This window comes from Candidatus Defluviibacterium haderslevense (genome assembly GCA_016712225.1).
GTDB classification, from domain to species: Bacteria; Bacteroidota; Bacteroidia; order Chitinophagales; family Saprospiraceae; genus Vicinibacter; species Vicinibacter haderslevensis.
The window spans coordinates 3,982,491-3,997,962 of the sequence record JADJRL010000003.1; the positions used below are offsets into that span (position 1 = coordinate 3,982,491).

Genomic DNA, 15,472 nt, shown 5'->3' on the forward strand with positions numbered 1-15,472 from the left:
ATGTGTAACCAAGATATACAATTTATAGTCTTATTCTGGAAAGTATCAACCATTTTTATTTTTAACAAAATCAAACAAATTTATCATGGGATCAGAAGTTATTATCATGCCAATACTACTCTTAGTAATATTTGGGGTTTTCTATTTGTTTATTTCATCAAGGCATAAAGAGAGAATAGCCTTGATTGAAAAAGGTGCTGATGCATCTATCTTTTATTCTAGCACAAAAGCTAATTCAGAGCGAATTACCCCATTGTGGAAAATATTTATCATCAATATTGCACTGTTATTTATGGCTATTGGGTTGGGTATATTTTTAGCCTCATTTCTACATTATTCTTTAGGGGTGGATGATGATGTTGCCTTTCCTGGTACAATATTTCTATTATCTGGATGTGGTCTTTTCATTGGATTTACAATGACCAAAAAGTTAAGTTGATAACTTAACGAAATTTAAGTAAAAGACTTTTGAAGCAAAAGTTTTTCAATTAAATACATCGCGTAATGAATCATACTACTGTTCATTGAGGCGATGTATTTTTTTTGTTAAAATCAAATATTACTTAACTATGGTTACGTTTCCTTTTTTATGATATTCCATATTTTCAAAACATTGAAACTTGACATAATAGCCAAAAACATCTGGACCTAAGCGATCACCATTATAAGTTCCATCCCATCCAGGTTCTTGCTGCTTGCTTCGAAATACTTCCTGTCCCCATCTATTGTAAATGAACAATTCCATTTTTGTTATAAAATTGCTCCGCACCATAAAGGTGGCGTTATGAGGATCTCCATTTGGACTAAAAGCATTAGGAATGAAGACTGATTCTTCACAAGTTTTAACCATGACCGTAACACTAGCAGTTGCAGTACAACCGGCCTCATCCGTTACTGTAACGGTATAAGTTGTTGTCTCGTTTGGCATGGCTATCGGATTGTAAATCGTTTTATCAGAAAGGGATTGTTCAGGTGCCCAATTATATTTGTACCCAGGTTTTTGTACTGTAGTTAATTGAGTTTTAGCTCCAGGAACAATCATAACAGGATCAGCAGTTGCAAATATATCTTTCGATGGGTCGTTAACCAATATAGTATGTGAAAGCGTCCATTCACAACCTAAACCATTTGATATTTTAACAGTATATGTCGTATTAATACTCGGACTAACTTTAATGATGGGACCATTTGTAGGACCAAGTATTTTTTCTTTAGGTTCCCAATCATAGGTATAAGTAAAGCCTGACGAATTGATAACCATAATCATACCGGTATCACCTAAACAAATAATTTGTGGACCTTCCAGGGTCGATTTTAACTCAAATAAAGTGACGTGTACCGTATCTCTGCTTTCACATTCACTGGTGTCAACGGCCTTAACTACATAAATAGTCGTTGACTTAGGTTCTACAATGACTACTGGCCCTGCTCCAATTGGTTTTCCTTCCTGATCACACCATTGATATTTGATATTGTTAAAGTTCGAAGTCGCTGTTAAAGTTATTTTTGATATTTGACATAAAATAGTATCTGGATTAACTGTTAAACCAATTTCATCAGGTACAAATACTATGATACTATCTTTTTTAGAGCAACCCGGGAATCGAGGATCAGACACATCCACATAGTAAATTGTTGTTTTGTTAACTGTTGCAGTCGGGTTATATGATTTAGGATCATCTAATCCATCTATTGGTGTCCAATTATAAGAATAATTTGGATTTCCACCTTCATTTAATTTTACAGGCATTCCATGACAAGCCGTAATTTTATCCTTGAGGCTAATATTTATTTCAGCGACGGTAATTTCTTTCATAGCAGATTTGATGCAAATACTGTCGATAGTAAGCATAATTTTGTACACCCCGGATTTTTCATAAGTATAACTTGTCATCGCCTGTGTAGACTTACCTTTACCATCTCCAAAGTCCCATACCAATTTTCTATTTCCGGAAGTTTTTACCTTGACCGTTAGACTGCCACAGTCATATTCTATTGAAAAATCTGGATCCGGAGGTGTCACTGCTGTAATTACTATTGAATCTGAAAGAATGCAATTGAATTGATTTCTAGCTGTGAATCTCAATACATACCTACCAGGTGTTGGACAATAAATGATTGGTTTCAAAGAGTTGCCACCACGAATGATAATTGGATCAATGTCCCAGGCAATTACAATTTGGTCATTGGGATCAGAATTACGAATTTCAACTTCAAAAGTATCTAATGCACAAATGGTCAACTCTCTATTATAAATTAAATTGAGACTATGATCTATGAGCTGTATTGCTTTAATAATTTTACATTGAGAATTATTACCTGCTCTAACATAAACGGTCGTGTTGCCTTTAATTGTTGTAATTAATGTATCCTTAGTTGATAATATTGGATTAAAATTACTATTTAATGACCATTCAAATTGTTTTGTAGAATCAGATGATGCAACAAGAATTATTTTTCCATCACAAGTTGTAGTATCTCCTACTACTTTGATATTTACTAGATTGCGAACATGCACAGTTATCTCAAGTTCGACACTACACAAGCCATCTGTTATAGTGACTTTATAGGTTGTCGTTGTTTTTGGACTTGCGATCGGATTACTTGGAATAGTTAAATCTAAATCGGTGGTTGGACTCCAAGTATATGTAAATCTGGGATCCGGGTTCTTAACTAATTTTATAGAATTACCTAGACAAATGGTAGTATCATTACCAATAAGCTTCACATCAATTTGCTTAACTGTAATGTTTTTACTAATTGTTGCAGTACACCCATTATCATCTGTAACAGTTAATTTAATAGTTATCTGATCATCTCCAGTTAAATTAAATACTGGATTTTTTTGATTTGAACTCAAATTATGGATACTGCCATTCAAGGTATAATTATAACTTACAATAGTGCCGTTTGCTTTTGATTGATCACTAATTTCAATCGATAAACCACTCGCACAATTTACTTTATAAGTAAAATCTGCCTTTAATCCTGGATCAATTATAGTAATAATTTCTCTGGCAGTATCGGTACAAGAACCATCAGTTATAATAAAAACAATTTCATAAGTACCTTTATTTGGGAAGACGATATTAGGATTTTCCAATGTAGATTTTAATTGGGTTCTCGGCCAATCAAAATACCATTCAAATGAGGTTCCATTTGTGCTTGTGTTTTTAAAAGATTGATTTAGCCCAGAACATTTATCCGTAGTTCGTTCAAATGATGCAATGGGTCTGACACCACATGGCACGATGTTCATTTCAAAATCTCTTTTTGTAGATGATAGCAGCTTTCCATTTCTATATTCACTGACGCATATACCTACTAGAAATTGCCCTAATGTATTTGGAACTGCAGTCAATTTTCCAGTGCGTGAATCAATTCTTAAGGGTACACCACCCGAATTTCCATTTAGTAAATCATCTATTGAATATGGTGATCGCCAATTAATGGAATCATAAGGAGGATTATCTGGTATTCCTTGGGGATTAGGTTTGGTTTTACCTAGATTTGGTCTGCATAAGGAATAAACTAAAGAATCACCATCAATATCAATAGCGCTGTGGTCAAATTCAAAGTTTTTATTTGCACATGCATAAATAGGAGGAAAGTTTCCAAAAACTGGATTAGAATTACAGACTTGCATATCTGAAGCTGTTATATTCAATGAATAAGTAGCACCGGTTTCTAAAGGGTCTATAATATTTTGAAGCGAAACGTTTCTACAACATCTTTGGTATGCAATGATATAACCACGTTCATCAAAAGGCAAATGAATAATTTTTTTATAAACAGATTGATGAACACATACTTCATAATTTTTTCCAAAACAAACATTATCGATTTGTTCATTCAAGGTGTCATCTTTAGAAAATACCATATTAAAGATCCCTTCATCTTCTACACGAATTGCTCGTTGATTGTCCCCTGTAAATACACCGAAAACTGCAGGATTGTCAAAGTACACACTATCTGCACCATTTTTACAATCTCTACGAATAGTTAGTGTAATCTCGTAATTATTATGACCCAAACATTTATAATTTATTTGTCCTCCAACAATATGGGTGGCACTAATTTCTGTTGATGAAAAGCAGCAAAGTATAATTAGTGTAAAAAGATTGAATACTTTGGCTGAATTAACTTTTACTTTATGGAATAAATGATTCATAATTTTAATAAATTTAGCATTCAAAAATTTTACTCTTTAATTTCTATGATTTCAACTCTTCGCTCTTTTGAAGCATTTATGTGATAAATAGACTTAACATCATTTACTTTGTCACTGATGTTAACTGGTGCGGTAGCTTCGCCAAACGACTTTTCTGTAACTTTAAGTTGGCCAGTCTTGATATACTTTTTCAATTTTCCATTTTTATATTTAGAAAATTCATTTTTAACACTATAAATTCTTCTTTGCCCTAAAATATAATTGTATTCGCTATTGGCTAAAGGACTAGCATATCCTTTTAAGAAAATTTCATATTTTTTTCCTTTTGCCAATTCTAATTCAAGTATACCTAAAAATAAATCTAGTTTTTCTTTACCGCCTTTTACATCTTTTTCAAAGAATTTATCCATTGCTGTTACAGCACTATCTTGTTCTTGTTTATTGAATAATTTTTTGAATTTAAGTGTGAAAATTCCTTTTCTTAAATAATAAGAATTATAGGTTTGAGTATAAGTTAAAGAAGTTGTTTTAGATAAAGAGGAAGGGTTTGGCCTGTCATTATCAAAATATAGCGCTAAGGGCAACATGCTATATAGTTCTCTATCCAAATACAATTTCTGAATTACTTTATCAATCTGGTTGCAATCAATTTTAAAATCTTTTATGACACTGGCATAACCTGTTTTTGTAGCGACTAATCTGTATTCATGACAATTGACAACTTCAAATTGGGATAAATTTGTGCTGAGATTAGTTAATGAAACAGGTGGAATTTTTGGATCTGTAAGATCATATAAAATGACCGTTGTTCCATTTAATTCATCTCCTGATTGTTTGTCAAAGGTGAGTGCATCTAATTGGATTTTAGCTCTCTTTAGATATATTTTTTTAAGAATTTCTGTAAATTCACCTGGTCGGCCACTTAGAAATGTTATTGATTCAGTCGTATATCCAGGCTTAGATGCTTCAATTCTGTATTCTTTTTCGCAACTGATTGGAAAATCAAATAAATTGGACGTGTCTTTCGTAATGATGACCGGATTGGAATTGGGTTCTTTAACATCATAAAGTTTTAATGTTGCTCCATTTAATGTATCTAAAGTAGCTGCATCGAATACCATGGATATAAGCTTAATTTCACATGGTAAAATGCTCACTTTGTAAACATCTAGACAACAAGCTTCATTGGCATCATCTAAAAAGATGGATCCTGTTCTGTTTGATGCAAGATAATTGTCAGTTCCATTTTGAGCTTTAATAAAATATAGATCATCAAAACTTGAATTTAATGGAGCGCCCATATTTTTTATAGTCCATCCATCAACCGTTGCCTTGGCACTATAAACATCCAATCCCCCAAGTCCAAGATGTCCTTTTGAACTGTAATAAAATGTTTTGGTACTCGCAAAATAGAATGGTGTAACATCATCTTGCGCTGTATTTATTTCTGTTAAATTTACAGGTTCAGAATAATTTCCAGCATCATCTATAATGGAAAACCAAATATCAAATCCACCTTTACCACCTTCTCTGTTTGATGCATAATAAAGGATTTCTTTTTTTAAATCCGGGTTATATGTAAGGTTAGGTTGTGTTTGGGATGAAGTAGCTATATTAATAAATTCTGGTAGTTTTATTGGGTCTAGCCATAGACCTGATTTGTCAACAGTTGCCATGTATAGATCGCATCTTTTGTCATGGTAATTGATATCTTCACAAACTGTAAAACATACTTTGTTATTTTTATAATTGAGTGAGGAATTGGCTACGGTTTTTCCTGGGAATTTTAATTGTTCTTCAGCAAATCGAAATCCCTCCTCCCCTTTCTTGGAGCGAAGAAGTCCACCCAAATTACGTTTTGGCAAGCTAACATTTACTTTGTTTTCAAATCGTAGTGAAGAATAATAGAGCTCATCCATAAAAGGTGTAGGGGCAAAATCAGAAAATTGAGAATTGATCTTTTCGCCCATATTGGTTAATGTAGTTCCTTTAACAGGGTTTTTAACCTGTTGCTTTGCCCATTCACACGCTTTGATTTCTTTTTCAGCAAGTGCAGTATAATATGGATCCTCTCCTGAATGTTCTGTTTTGTAGCTGGTATAAGCTAATTGAGCATTTTCGTAGTCTCCTTGAAATTGCTTGACTTGACCCAACCAAAAACCAGCCAATGGATATTTTCCATTTTCACTATGTTTTAAAACCAGATCATAATACTGGCTTGAAATTTTATAAGCTCCGTGTAATCGCGCGGCTTCGGCAGCCTTATATAGATAATCAATTTGCTCGGCATTAAATTTTAAAGCTTCCTGATATTTATCCAAAGCATCATAATAATTTTTTGCTGCCATGGATTTTTCTGCGGTACTTAAAACGGATTTTAAACTAGGGTTTTGAGCCGATAAACTTGCAACTATAAAAAATATGATGAAAGGTATTATAATTCTTTTCATGAGATTATGATCTAAAAATTAAAAAATAGGGCAAGCCTTTAATTGAGATAAAGGACGAGATTTAGCAAAAGTGTAGATTAATGAAAACTCAGGTCCTCCACGACCATTGGTTGCTTCTTTAAATGAAGAAGTGTTGATGTCAAAACTGACTCCGGCATACCAACTATTATATTCCACGGCAATTTTAGGTATCAAAGCGTCACCTAATCTATCAGCAATTCCCAAGAGTAGCGCAACTTCTTTACCTCTTTGTGTTGATAAATAGAATTTACCATATCCGCCAACTACTGTTTCTTGATATGGTTTTTGATTTTGATATTGACCATGTAACAATAAATCAAATTTTGAACTCAGTTTAATACTTGGAGTTAGGTTTATGTTTAGTCTAATAGGAAGTTTGGAAGCATCGGATTGATTAAAAAACTTTTGATCTGGTCTATTCAAATGATAAGCAGCAACCCCTAAATCAACTTTAGTTCTGCGTGATTTTTGCCATCGATAATTGATTCCACCTGATAAATCGGCGAAGGTGTTAGATGTATTGTCGAAATTTTCATTAGTCGTCCTGCTTGGATCAAATCCAGTTCCTGACCATTGAGAATCCCATGTTAGTTTTTCCTGATCAAATTTTCGTTGGGATAATCCAATTAAACCACCAATTGAAAGGATGTTATTTACATTGATTGGATAAGCATAGGAGACACTAACCCCTAAATGACCTAAACTTAATTTTGAATCTCCTGCTTGGTCATAATTGAAGAGGACTCCCCCATTCCACATACCCTTAGTGGTCCATTTTTTAGGATAGAAACGTTTATCAAAAGATCCTGTAAAAGTCATGTATTGAACTAAATCATCAACAAACCATTGGCTTCGAAAATTACCTGCTGCCCTCCAATCTCCATTGAAAACCCCTGTAAGAGCAGGATTTACGTTTAGAGGCGATGTATAGAATTGGGAATGATGGATATCTTGACCATTAGTTGTATCAAATAAGAAGAGATAAGCAATACAACATGCTAAAATAGAGCGAATTTGATTAATCACAGGTTGTCGTTTTAGGTTAACAAAATACAATCGACTGAATATCAGTCAATACCATAAGTTAAACATAAAAACTAAACCATTCCAGCAGGAATTAGGTTCTTAATATTTCGGTTTTCAGGCCTGCTAAATTAGGTCTGATTTCATGAGTTTGGTATCACAAATATATTAAACAAAACTCATTCTATTACAAAATTATCTCACTATTGTAACATTGCCCTTTTTAGAATAGGTTTGGTCGTCTACACACCTGACTTTAAAGTAATATGCATACACATCCGGAGGTAATTGAGATCCTTTATAGGTTCCATCCCACCAATGATTAAGGTCAAATGTTTCAAATATTTTTTCACCCCACCGATCATAAATGACCATTTCAACTTCCTTGAGGAAGTTACTTCGAATTCTAAATTCATCATTAAGTCTATCTCCGTTAGGTGAAAAGATGTTTGAAATATAAACGTCAGATTCATCACATTTAGGTCTAATAACAATGACTCTTACATCAGTCCGTTCTACGCAACCATCTTCGTTGACGGCCTCGACAGAATAAAGTATTGAATTTTCTGGAGTTGCAATAGGATCTGTACAATCCGTACAACTCAATCCATATGGAATAATCCAATTATAATTTTTGTAATCTCTATTTACGTGTAATACAGTAGATTGTCCCAAATAAATGGTATCTTCTTCTGCATATGCGACGAGTGGCGGATCAAATTTACTGATATTAATTTGAACACTATCCCGGTATGCGCAGCCATATTCATTCACAAAATCAACATAAAATACAGTCGTGTCAACGGGTTTTACAATGATACGATTGGTTTTTTCACCGGTTACAATGTATTTTGTTGGACTCCAATTAAAAGTGTATCTGTGGCTATTAAGTGTCTTAAATTCTATGGTACGATCGGCTCCTGGACACAAATCAAAAGGGAGTAATGGATCATATTTGGTTTTAATTGGAATCACTTTAAATGAATCATTTTCTGAACATCCATACCGATCTGTAGCATAAGCATAAATATATCCTGAATCAGAAACTTGTCTTTTTAATTGATATCCATCGCCTAAAAATTGTAAAACACGATTATACCATTCTACTTTTGTTGAAAATTTGGTAGTAGCCTGAAGGTTTATCGTATCTGAATAACATAGTACGGTATCACTATTGATTTTTAAATCTATTGCTGGTGGTACAAATATGGTTACTGCACGTTCAATAAAACAGTCCGAAAAAATAGGATCAGAGATTCTTACTTTATAAGTTGTTGTAGTGTCTACATCAGCCAAAGGATTGGGAATATTGGCATCATCCAAATTTGTGGCTGGAAACCATTGATACTTGTAGTTTAAATCTGGATTAGGATTGATGTGGACCGGTTCACCATTACAACTTAAAATGGTATCATTAAGGTTGACTTTAATAAATCCAACATCTATAACTTTTGTAATCTCGTTGGTACACTCACCTTTAATTTTCAGTGTAACAAGATATCTACCCGTTTTTTTAAAATCGTGAAGTGGATCTTTGTCAGTGCTTGTATTGTTGTCTCCAAAATCCCAAAAATAACTTCCCTTATCACTTTGATTAATGAAACTAACTAGTGTTTTATCACAGTTTTTATCTACTGCGAAATCCACTAAAGGTTTGCAAATGATATCGACATGTACCGTATCATTCGCTCTGCATTGGAATTCGTTTTCAGTATTAATATAAAAAGTTTGGTCTTCACATTTTTGAACTAAGCCTTTGATCGTTGTAGTGCCTTGACCAGACAATATATAAGTACTCGGGGTCCAACGATAATCAAGCATTTGCTCTGGTACTTCATTATTTATAATTAATGTAAAGGTGTCTTGTTCACAAGCCTTAACATCCGTGGTGATTAATTTTGTTTTTACTTTTTTATTGGTAATGGTAATGCTATCATTTCCAGGGCAATTAAATTGACTTTTCGCTCTGATATAGAATGTTTGTTTATCTAATACTACTGTATTTAAATTAAAAGACCCACTCTGAATTATATTTGAAAAATCATTTAAATTGGACCATTCAATGGTTTGTTCTACACCACCTATTCCTCTTAAAGAAACAGAATCTTTACAAATAATTGAATCTGCTTGAATATCGATATCGAGTAATTTTGAAACCTTAATAGTAACAGAATCTATTTCAGTACATTGGCCATCCGTAACCGTTACATAATACATCCTGGTGCTGTCTGGATTAGCTATAGGATCAGGGCAGTCCACACAACTTAAACCTTCACCCGGAGACCAGGTATATTTAAACCGATTATCTGGATTTGAAATAATTTTCGTTTTTTCTCCGATGCAAATGGGTATTGATGAGGCTGGAAAATTAGGTTTCAATCTATTGACATAGACTTCTTTTTCTAATGAATCTAAACATCCTCCGGAAGATGTCACAATTAATTTGATATGCAACTTACCTGTATCCGGAAAATTAAAAATTGGATCTACATCATTTGATTGATAATCTTTTCCGCCCACTGTTGCATTCCAATCCCATTTGACTATATTGAGTAATGAATCAAATGATTTATTCTTCAAACTAATGTTTATAGAATCATCACATGAACCATATGCTATATCGAAATTAGCTCCTAATTGAGTCGAATCAAACACATAAATATCTTTGTATGACGTATCTATACAATCCTTAGCCCTTCTTGACACTAAGGCTACAGTATACTTACCAGATTTTGGAAAAGTAAAACTTGGATTCGTATCTTTAGCAAATGGAGTGGTATTAGGGTAATCAAAAAACCATGTAAATTCTTTTGCATTTATACTTTTGTTTGTAAACAATACGGTTCGATCTCCTTGACACAAAACATCTTGATCGGGTTCAAAAGTAGAAACAGGATTTGTAGTGCAGATTCGTACATTATACTGGAAATCCCTTCTAGTTTGTGACAATAATCTTCCATTTCTATATTCACTGACACAAACACCAACAAGGAATTGTCCAGTGGTGCCTTTATCTGGTTGGCCGGTTAATAAACCTGTAAATCGATCAATTCTTAATTCAGGAAATCCTCCGAGTAAGTTCAATAAACTGTATGGGGCTTTGTAAACTATTGGGGCATAAGGTGGACCTGGAGGTGTGGATGGTTTAGCATTGGCCGTATCAGCTCCTGAATAGGGTTCACATAGCGTATAAACTAGAGAATCACCTTCTAAGTCTTTTGAAGCATGATTAAAGGATATAGGCCTATCACCGCAAACATATATAGCAGGCCATTCCCCGAATGTTGGACTGCTGTTACAATAACGAAGTGCATCTTCAGTAACTACAAGTGAATATGTAGCCCCTTGAAGTTCTGGTTCAACAATATTAGTAATGGTTTTATTTCTGCAACATCTCTGATAAGCAAATATATACCCCCCTGATCTAAATGGTAAAGTAATAGTAGCAAAGTATGTGGTCGTATGAACGCATACATCACCTCCTACCACTTCGCATTCTGTCTTTAGAATTTCATTTAAAGTGTCGTCTTTGTTAAAAGGCATTTGTATTACGCCATATTTACCTAATTCACGTAGTATTTTACCACTCGAATTAAATATTCCTACATGAGCGATACTGTCAAATTCTGCTTCTGGACTTCCATTGAAACAATCCCGCCGTAAAGTAAATCTTACCTGAATCTTTACTTGATCTTTAGTAATTCCTAAACATCGATAAGTCATTTCGCCACCTACAATATGACTGCTGTAGACTGATTTAGAGCTAAAAACAAAGAAAGTAAATAAAATTAACTGAAATAAAAATTTATATGTCTTTTTCATATTCATCACTTTAAGAATATTATCCTTTTTATTTATCATCTACACCTTTTAAAATTTCTAATATTTCAACCCTCCGTTCATATGCCGCCTTAAGATTATAAATCGAATTTCTTACGTCCTCCAGATTATCACTAACATCTGATCCTGATTGGGATTCACCAAATGGAATTTGTTTGATCTTTAAATTTTCACTTACGATAAAAGGTTGAAATGCGGCATTTTGATATACATTAAATTCATTGCGAATAGAACTCACCCTCCGCGAAGATAACAACTGATTATAGTCCGATTTGGCTCTTGGAGAAGCATAACCTTTTAGAAAAATATCTATCGAATGACCTTCTTGGACTACAATTAACAATTTGTCCATAAATAGATGTAATTTATCTCCATTTAGTTTTACATCTTTTTCGAAGAAAGTGTCAATTTCTAAAATTGCCTTATCCTTTTTCGGTCCTTTTAGATTACTCGTAAACTCAGACATGTATTTGCCTTTTTTGGCAACATAATCATTGTAGATTTTTGAAAATAAAACATTTGTTGTATCAGAAGATGATCTAGGATCAGGAAGATCATTATCAAAAAATAATTTAATAGGGAGTAATCTTCTCAATTCTGCGATCGCTGTTAATTCTAAGAATAATTTTCTATTAATAATGAGTTCACCGGAAATGTCTTTTGCTAAAAGTATAGCTTCTGCAGATTCATACTTGTTTTTAGTTGCAATTAATTTGTAATTAACTCCTTTAAGTAATTCGAAATTAAAAAAATTACTGTCCGGGTTTGTGACTTCTCTGATCAATTGATTGCGATCTGTATTCCACAGTTGGACCGTGACACCTTTTAAATTCACATTCGTAGTTCTTTCAAAAGTCAATACATTTAATTGTTTTTTCTGAATTAAATATACATCGCGTTTAATGGGTTTGAAATCAGGTAAATCAATAGTACTAATGTTTATAGAATCTCCAATGTATGCTTCCTTGGTAGCAATAATTTTATACATCCTTCCTTCAATCAATTTGAAATTTGAAATTGATTTTTCGTCTACGGTGACTACTTGAACTAAACTGTCGCCTTCAGTAATATCGTATAAATTTAATTTGACTTGACCTAACATAGTCGAATCATACGCATCCTTTGTAGTTACAAAAAGTTCTATCGTCGCAGGTGTAATACCTACTTTATAAATGTCATAACAACAAGCTTGCATTACATCATCTAAATAAATAGATCCGGGCCTGTTAGAAACCATATAGGCTTTGGTGTCTAAATTGTTCGTTGAGTAATGTATATCATCATAACTACTGTTTATTGATGCTCCTAAATTAACTACTTTTAATGAATCCTGTCCCTTCCAACTGTATTTGAAAATATCCTGACCACCAAATCCATTAAAACCATTACTGCTAAAGTACAATGTTTTAGTTTTTGAAGAATAGAAAGGTGCGAATTCGTTTTCTTCCGTATTGGCAAAATCCACATTTTCCAATTCCGTGGTTTGCCCATTTTCATCTACATAGGTTGACCAAATGTCATAGCCCCCTTTTCCATTTGGTCTATTGCTAGTAAAATATAATTTATATAATTCTGTTACGGGTTCTTTGGTTATAAATGGATGAGTAGAAGTATAATTTGGGGAATTGACCGTTGCTGGTAATTTAATGCCTTTACTCCAAGATGAGTCTTCTTTGACTTTCAAATAAATATCGCATATCAATTCACTCGTGCCTTCCATTTCTCGACAAATATTATAAACAAACATTTTTCGATCTTCAGAAAAACTTGGATTAGCCATTAATACATTTTGGTCTAAGATTCCACTATCTATGGGTTCCTTAACTACTGTCGTCTCATTGAATTTTAAAATTTCACTTTTGAGTTTGCCTTTTTCAAATTCACTTGATTTCAATGATGAATAATAAACGGAGCCATCAATGATTTTTGGGCTTGATTCATTGTCTTTAGTGTTTATTCCTTCTTCAAGTTTTTTTAATTTAAGCAATGGATTTTTGATTTTTATATGTTCTTTCGCCCACTTGAGTTGCACCAATCTTTTTTTTGCAATTTCAACTTCAGGTGATGTATCCTCTGCAGCAGCTAAGTATGAATTGTAATAAACTTCAGCATCACTATATCGTCCTAGACTATAAAGAACTTCAGCTAAATAAAAATTAATATCAGGATGTCTTTGTTCTAATTCAGTTTTTAGTAAACTTTTATAATAAGATTCTGATTTTGAATAGGCATTCAATTTTCTAGTTGCAGTAGCTGCAAGATAGGTTAGTGAATCCGTCTGTTGCTTGTATGGTAATGCTTGTAATATTAGATCATAAGCTGCATAATAGTTTTGTTTGTTGAATTCTTCATGGATAGGTCCCCAATATTTTGAAAATCCTGGGTAGTTTTGGGCCATGCCAATCTGATGTACCAAGATCATTAGAACAAAAAATAGTTTATAATTTCTTTTCACAAAAACGCATTTAATATTTAATAAATAGGGCATTTTTTGTTAATTTTTAAAGCTTTCACAGCTTTGTAATTGTACTGCAATGCCAATTCTGGTCCACCTCTTTTCGTTGTAACACTTTTAAATGGCGATGTATTCATATCATAACTTCCACTTATTAACCAGTTTCTCCACTCAAAACCCAGGTTAGGTATTAGTGCATCATCCCTACGCCAATTACACCCAAGCAACAAATTCAAAACAGCTCCAGGTGTTTTATTTAGATATAGTCTAATTCTACCAGATCCAACCAACTCTTGATATTTATCCTGGCTTTGGTAAATCCCTGCTAGGAGTACATCAAAATATTGTCCAACGCCAACACTTAAATCAATGAATCCCAAATATCGAATTGGTAATTGTTCTTTAATCCCGGAATTGCTATAAAAACTCTGGTTTGGTCTATTAATATGGTAAAGTGAGCCATTCACACCAATTTTTGTTCTCGGTTTTAGTGTATATTGATACATCACAGATGTTCCTAAATCAAAAAAGAAGGTACCGGTTGGCGTATAAGTTTCTTTTGAACTGATCGAGGGATCGTACTTGTCACCAGTCCATTGATTATCCCAGCGCAATTCACCTTCACTTAATCGCCTTTGTGCTATTGCCGGATTAAATCCTATGCCAACCGTATGTCTTTTTCCCACAGTCATGGCATAACTTACTGTACCAACTAATTTTGCCAAACTCAATTTTGAATCTCCAGCACGATCATAATCCAATCCAATTCCATAACCTATAACATCTTTATTCTTGCTCAATACCGTATTCGCATCATAGAGGAAACTAAACGTAGTATATGGGACAGGCACGGCCAACCACTGGTTCCTTACATTCAATGTGACCCGATGATTACCATCAAACTGGCCCGATAAGGCAGGTGATAGATTTAGGGTATTATAATAGAACTGCGAAAAATGTAAGTCTTGGGCAGATAAATTTGCCCAAATACCAATCGCAATAAAAAAAGTAAATCTCTTAAACATAGTTTTCATGTTTATCAGCTAATGAAAAAAATAGACTTAGAATTGAAAATTGGGTAGGTCAGGGATATCTGGTTACGGAAGCATTGTTCCTCAGGTCAAAGATATGTATTTTTATGAATATTTGACATATATAAAAAATAAATATTTATTCATTGATGTTATAATAAAGGTTAATTAGTACAATTATTAGCTGATATTCAATTAATTATACTTTTTAAAATTTTTCATTATGTTGGCTATAGAATGTGTTAACATATTTCAAATGCGGTTTAATTTTTAATTGCATTTCTGATTATCCATACAATTAGTTCATAATCAGCACTAAAAACCTTGACTGTCATTAGTTGTTATGAACTTACTCCTGATTAAGTATTCATATGAAATTTAATGTTGATTCATGTAATTTTGATACTTTAATGGGTGAAATCTAAATCGTATTAAATAAGATTCAATGTACTACTAACGATATAGATGGTATTACAGACTG

7 protein-coding genes are annotated in these 15,472 nt (G+C 33.3%); 1 reads left to right on the plus strand and 6 read right to left on the minus strand.

The genetic code is table 11. The features are described 5' to 3' along the window. Positions 1–85 precede the first annotated feature (85 nt). Positions 86–439 carry a hypothetical protein gene (locus IPK88_15705; GenBank protein ID MBK8244870.1) on the plus strand — a complete coding sequence of 118 codons (354 nt, stop codon included), beginning with the start codon at positions 86–88 and terminating at the stop codon, positions 437–439. A 120-nt stretch (positions 440–559) separates the two neighbouring features. Here IPK88_15705 and IPK88_15710 read toward each other — a convergent pair whose 3' ends face one another. From IPK88_15710 to IPK88_15735, 6 genes are all read right to left on the minus strand, one after another. Beyond that, a complete protein-coding gene (locus tag IPK88_15710) occupies positions 560–4,171 on the minus strand; it encodes a gliding motility-associated C-terminal domain-containing protein (GenBank protein ID MBK8244871.1) in 3,612 nt (1,203 codons plus the stop codon). Positions 4,172–4,200: 29 nt separating this feature from the next. After that, on the minus strand, positions 4,201–6,621 hold the full coding sequence (locus IPK88_15715) for a hypothetical protein (protein MBK8244872.1): 2,421 nt from the start codon (positions 6,619–6,621) through the stop codon (positions 4,201–4,203). Between the two features lie 18 nt (positions 6,622–6,639). Next, positions 6,640–7,668, minus strand: a complete 1,029-nt coding sequence (locus IPK88_15720; GenBank protein MBK8244873.1) for a PorP/SprF family type IX secretion system membrane protein — start codon at positions 7,666–7,668, stop codon at positions 6,640–6,642. 192 nt (positions 7,669–7,860) lie between these two features. Continuing rightward, complete coding sequence (locus IPK88_15725; GenBank protein ID MBK8244874.1) at positions 7,861–11,487, minus strand: gliding motility-associated C-terminal domain-containing protein; 3,627 nt, start codon at positions 11,485–11,487, stop codon at positions 7,861–7,863. A 28-nt stretch (positions 11,488–11,515) separates the two neighbouring features. Beyond that, a complete protein-coding gene (locus tag IPK88_15730; GenBank protein ID MBK8244875.1) occupies positions 11,516–13,960 on the minus strand; it encodes a PD40 domain-containing protein in 2,445 nt (814 codons plus the stop codon). Positions 13,961–13,977: 17 nt separating this feature from the next. Next, positions 13,978–14,985 (minus strand): PorP/SprF family type IX secretion system membrane protein, encoded by a 1,008-nt coding sequence (locus tag IPK88_15735; protein ID MBK8244876.1) that lies wholly within the window; start codon positions 14,983–14,985, stop codon positions 13,978–13,980. Positions 14,986–15,472: the final 487 nt, after the last annotated feature.

Coding starts and splice junctions, on each gene's coding strand:
- IPK88_15735 (MBK8244876.1), bottom strand. CDS start 14,985: ATGTTTAAGAGATTTACTTTTTTTATTGCGATTGGTATTTGGGCAAAT.
- IPK88_15715 (MBK8244872.1), bottom strand. CDS start 6,621: ATGAAAAGAATTATAATACCTTTCATCATATTTTTTATAGTTGCAAGT.
- IPK88_15725 (MBK8244874.1), bottom strand. CDS start 11,487: ATGAAAAAGACATATAAATTTTTATTTCAGTTAATTTTATTTACTTTC.
- IPK88_15710 (MBK8244871.1), bottom strand. CDS start 4,171: ATGAATCATTTATTCCATAAAGTAAAAGTTAATTCAGCCAAAGTATTC.
- IPK88_15705 (MBK8244870.1), top strand. CDS start 86: ATGGGATCAGAAGTTATTATCATGCCAATACTACTCTTAGTAATATTT.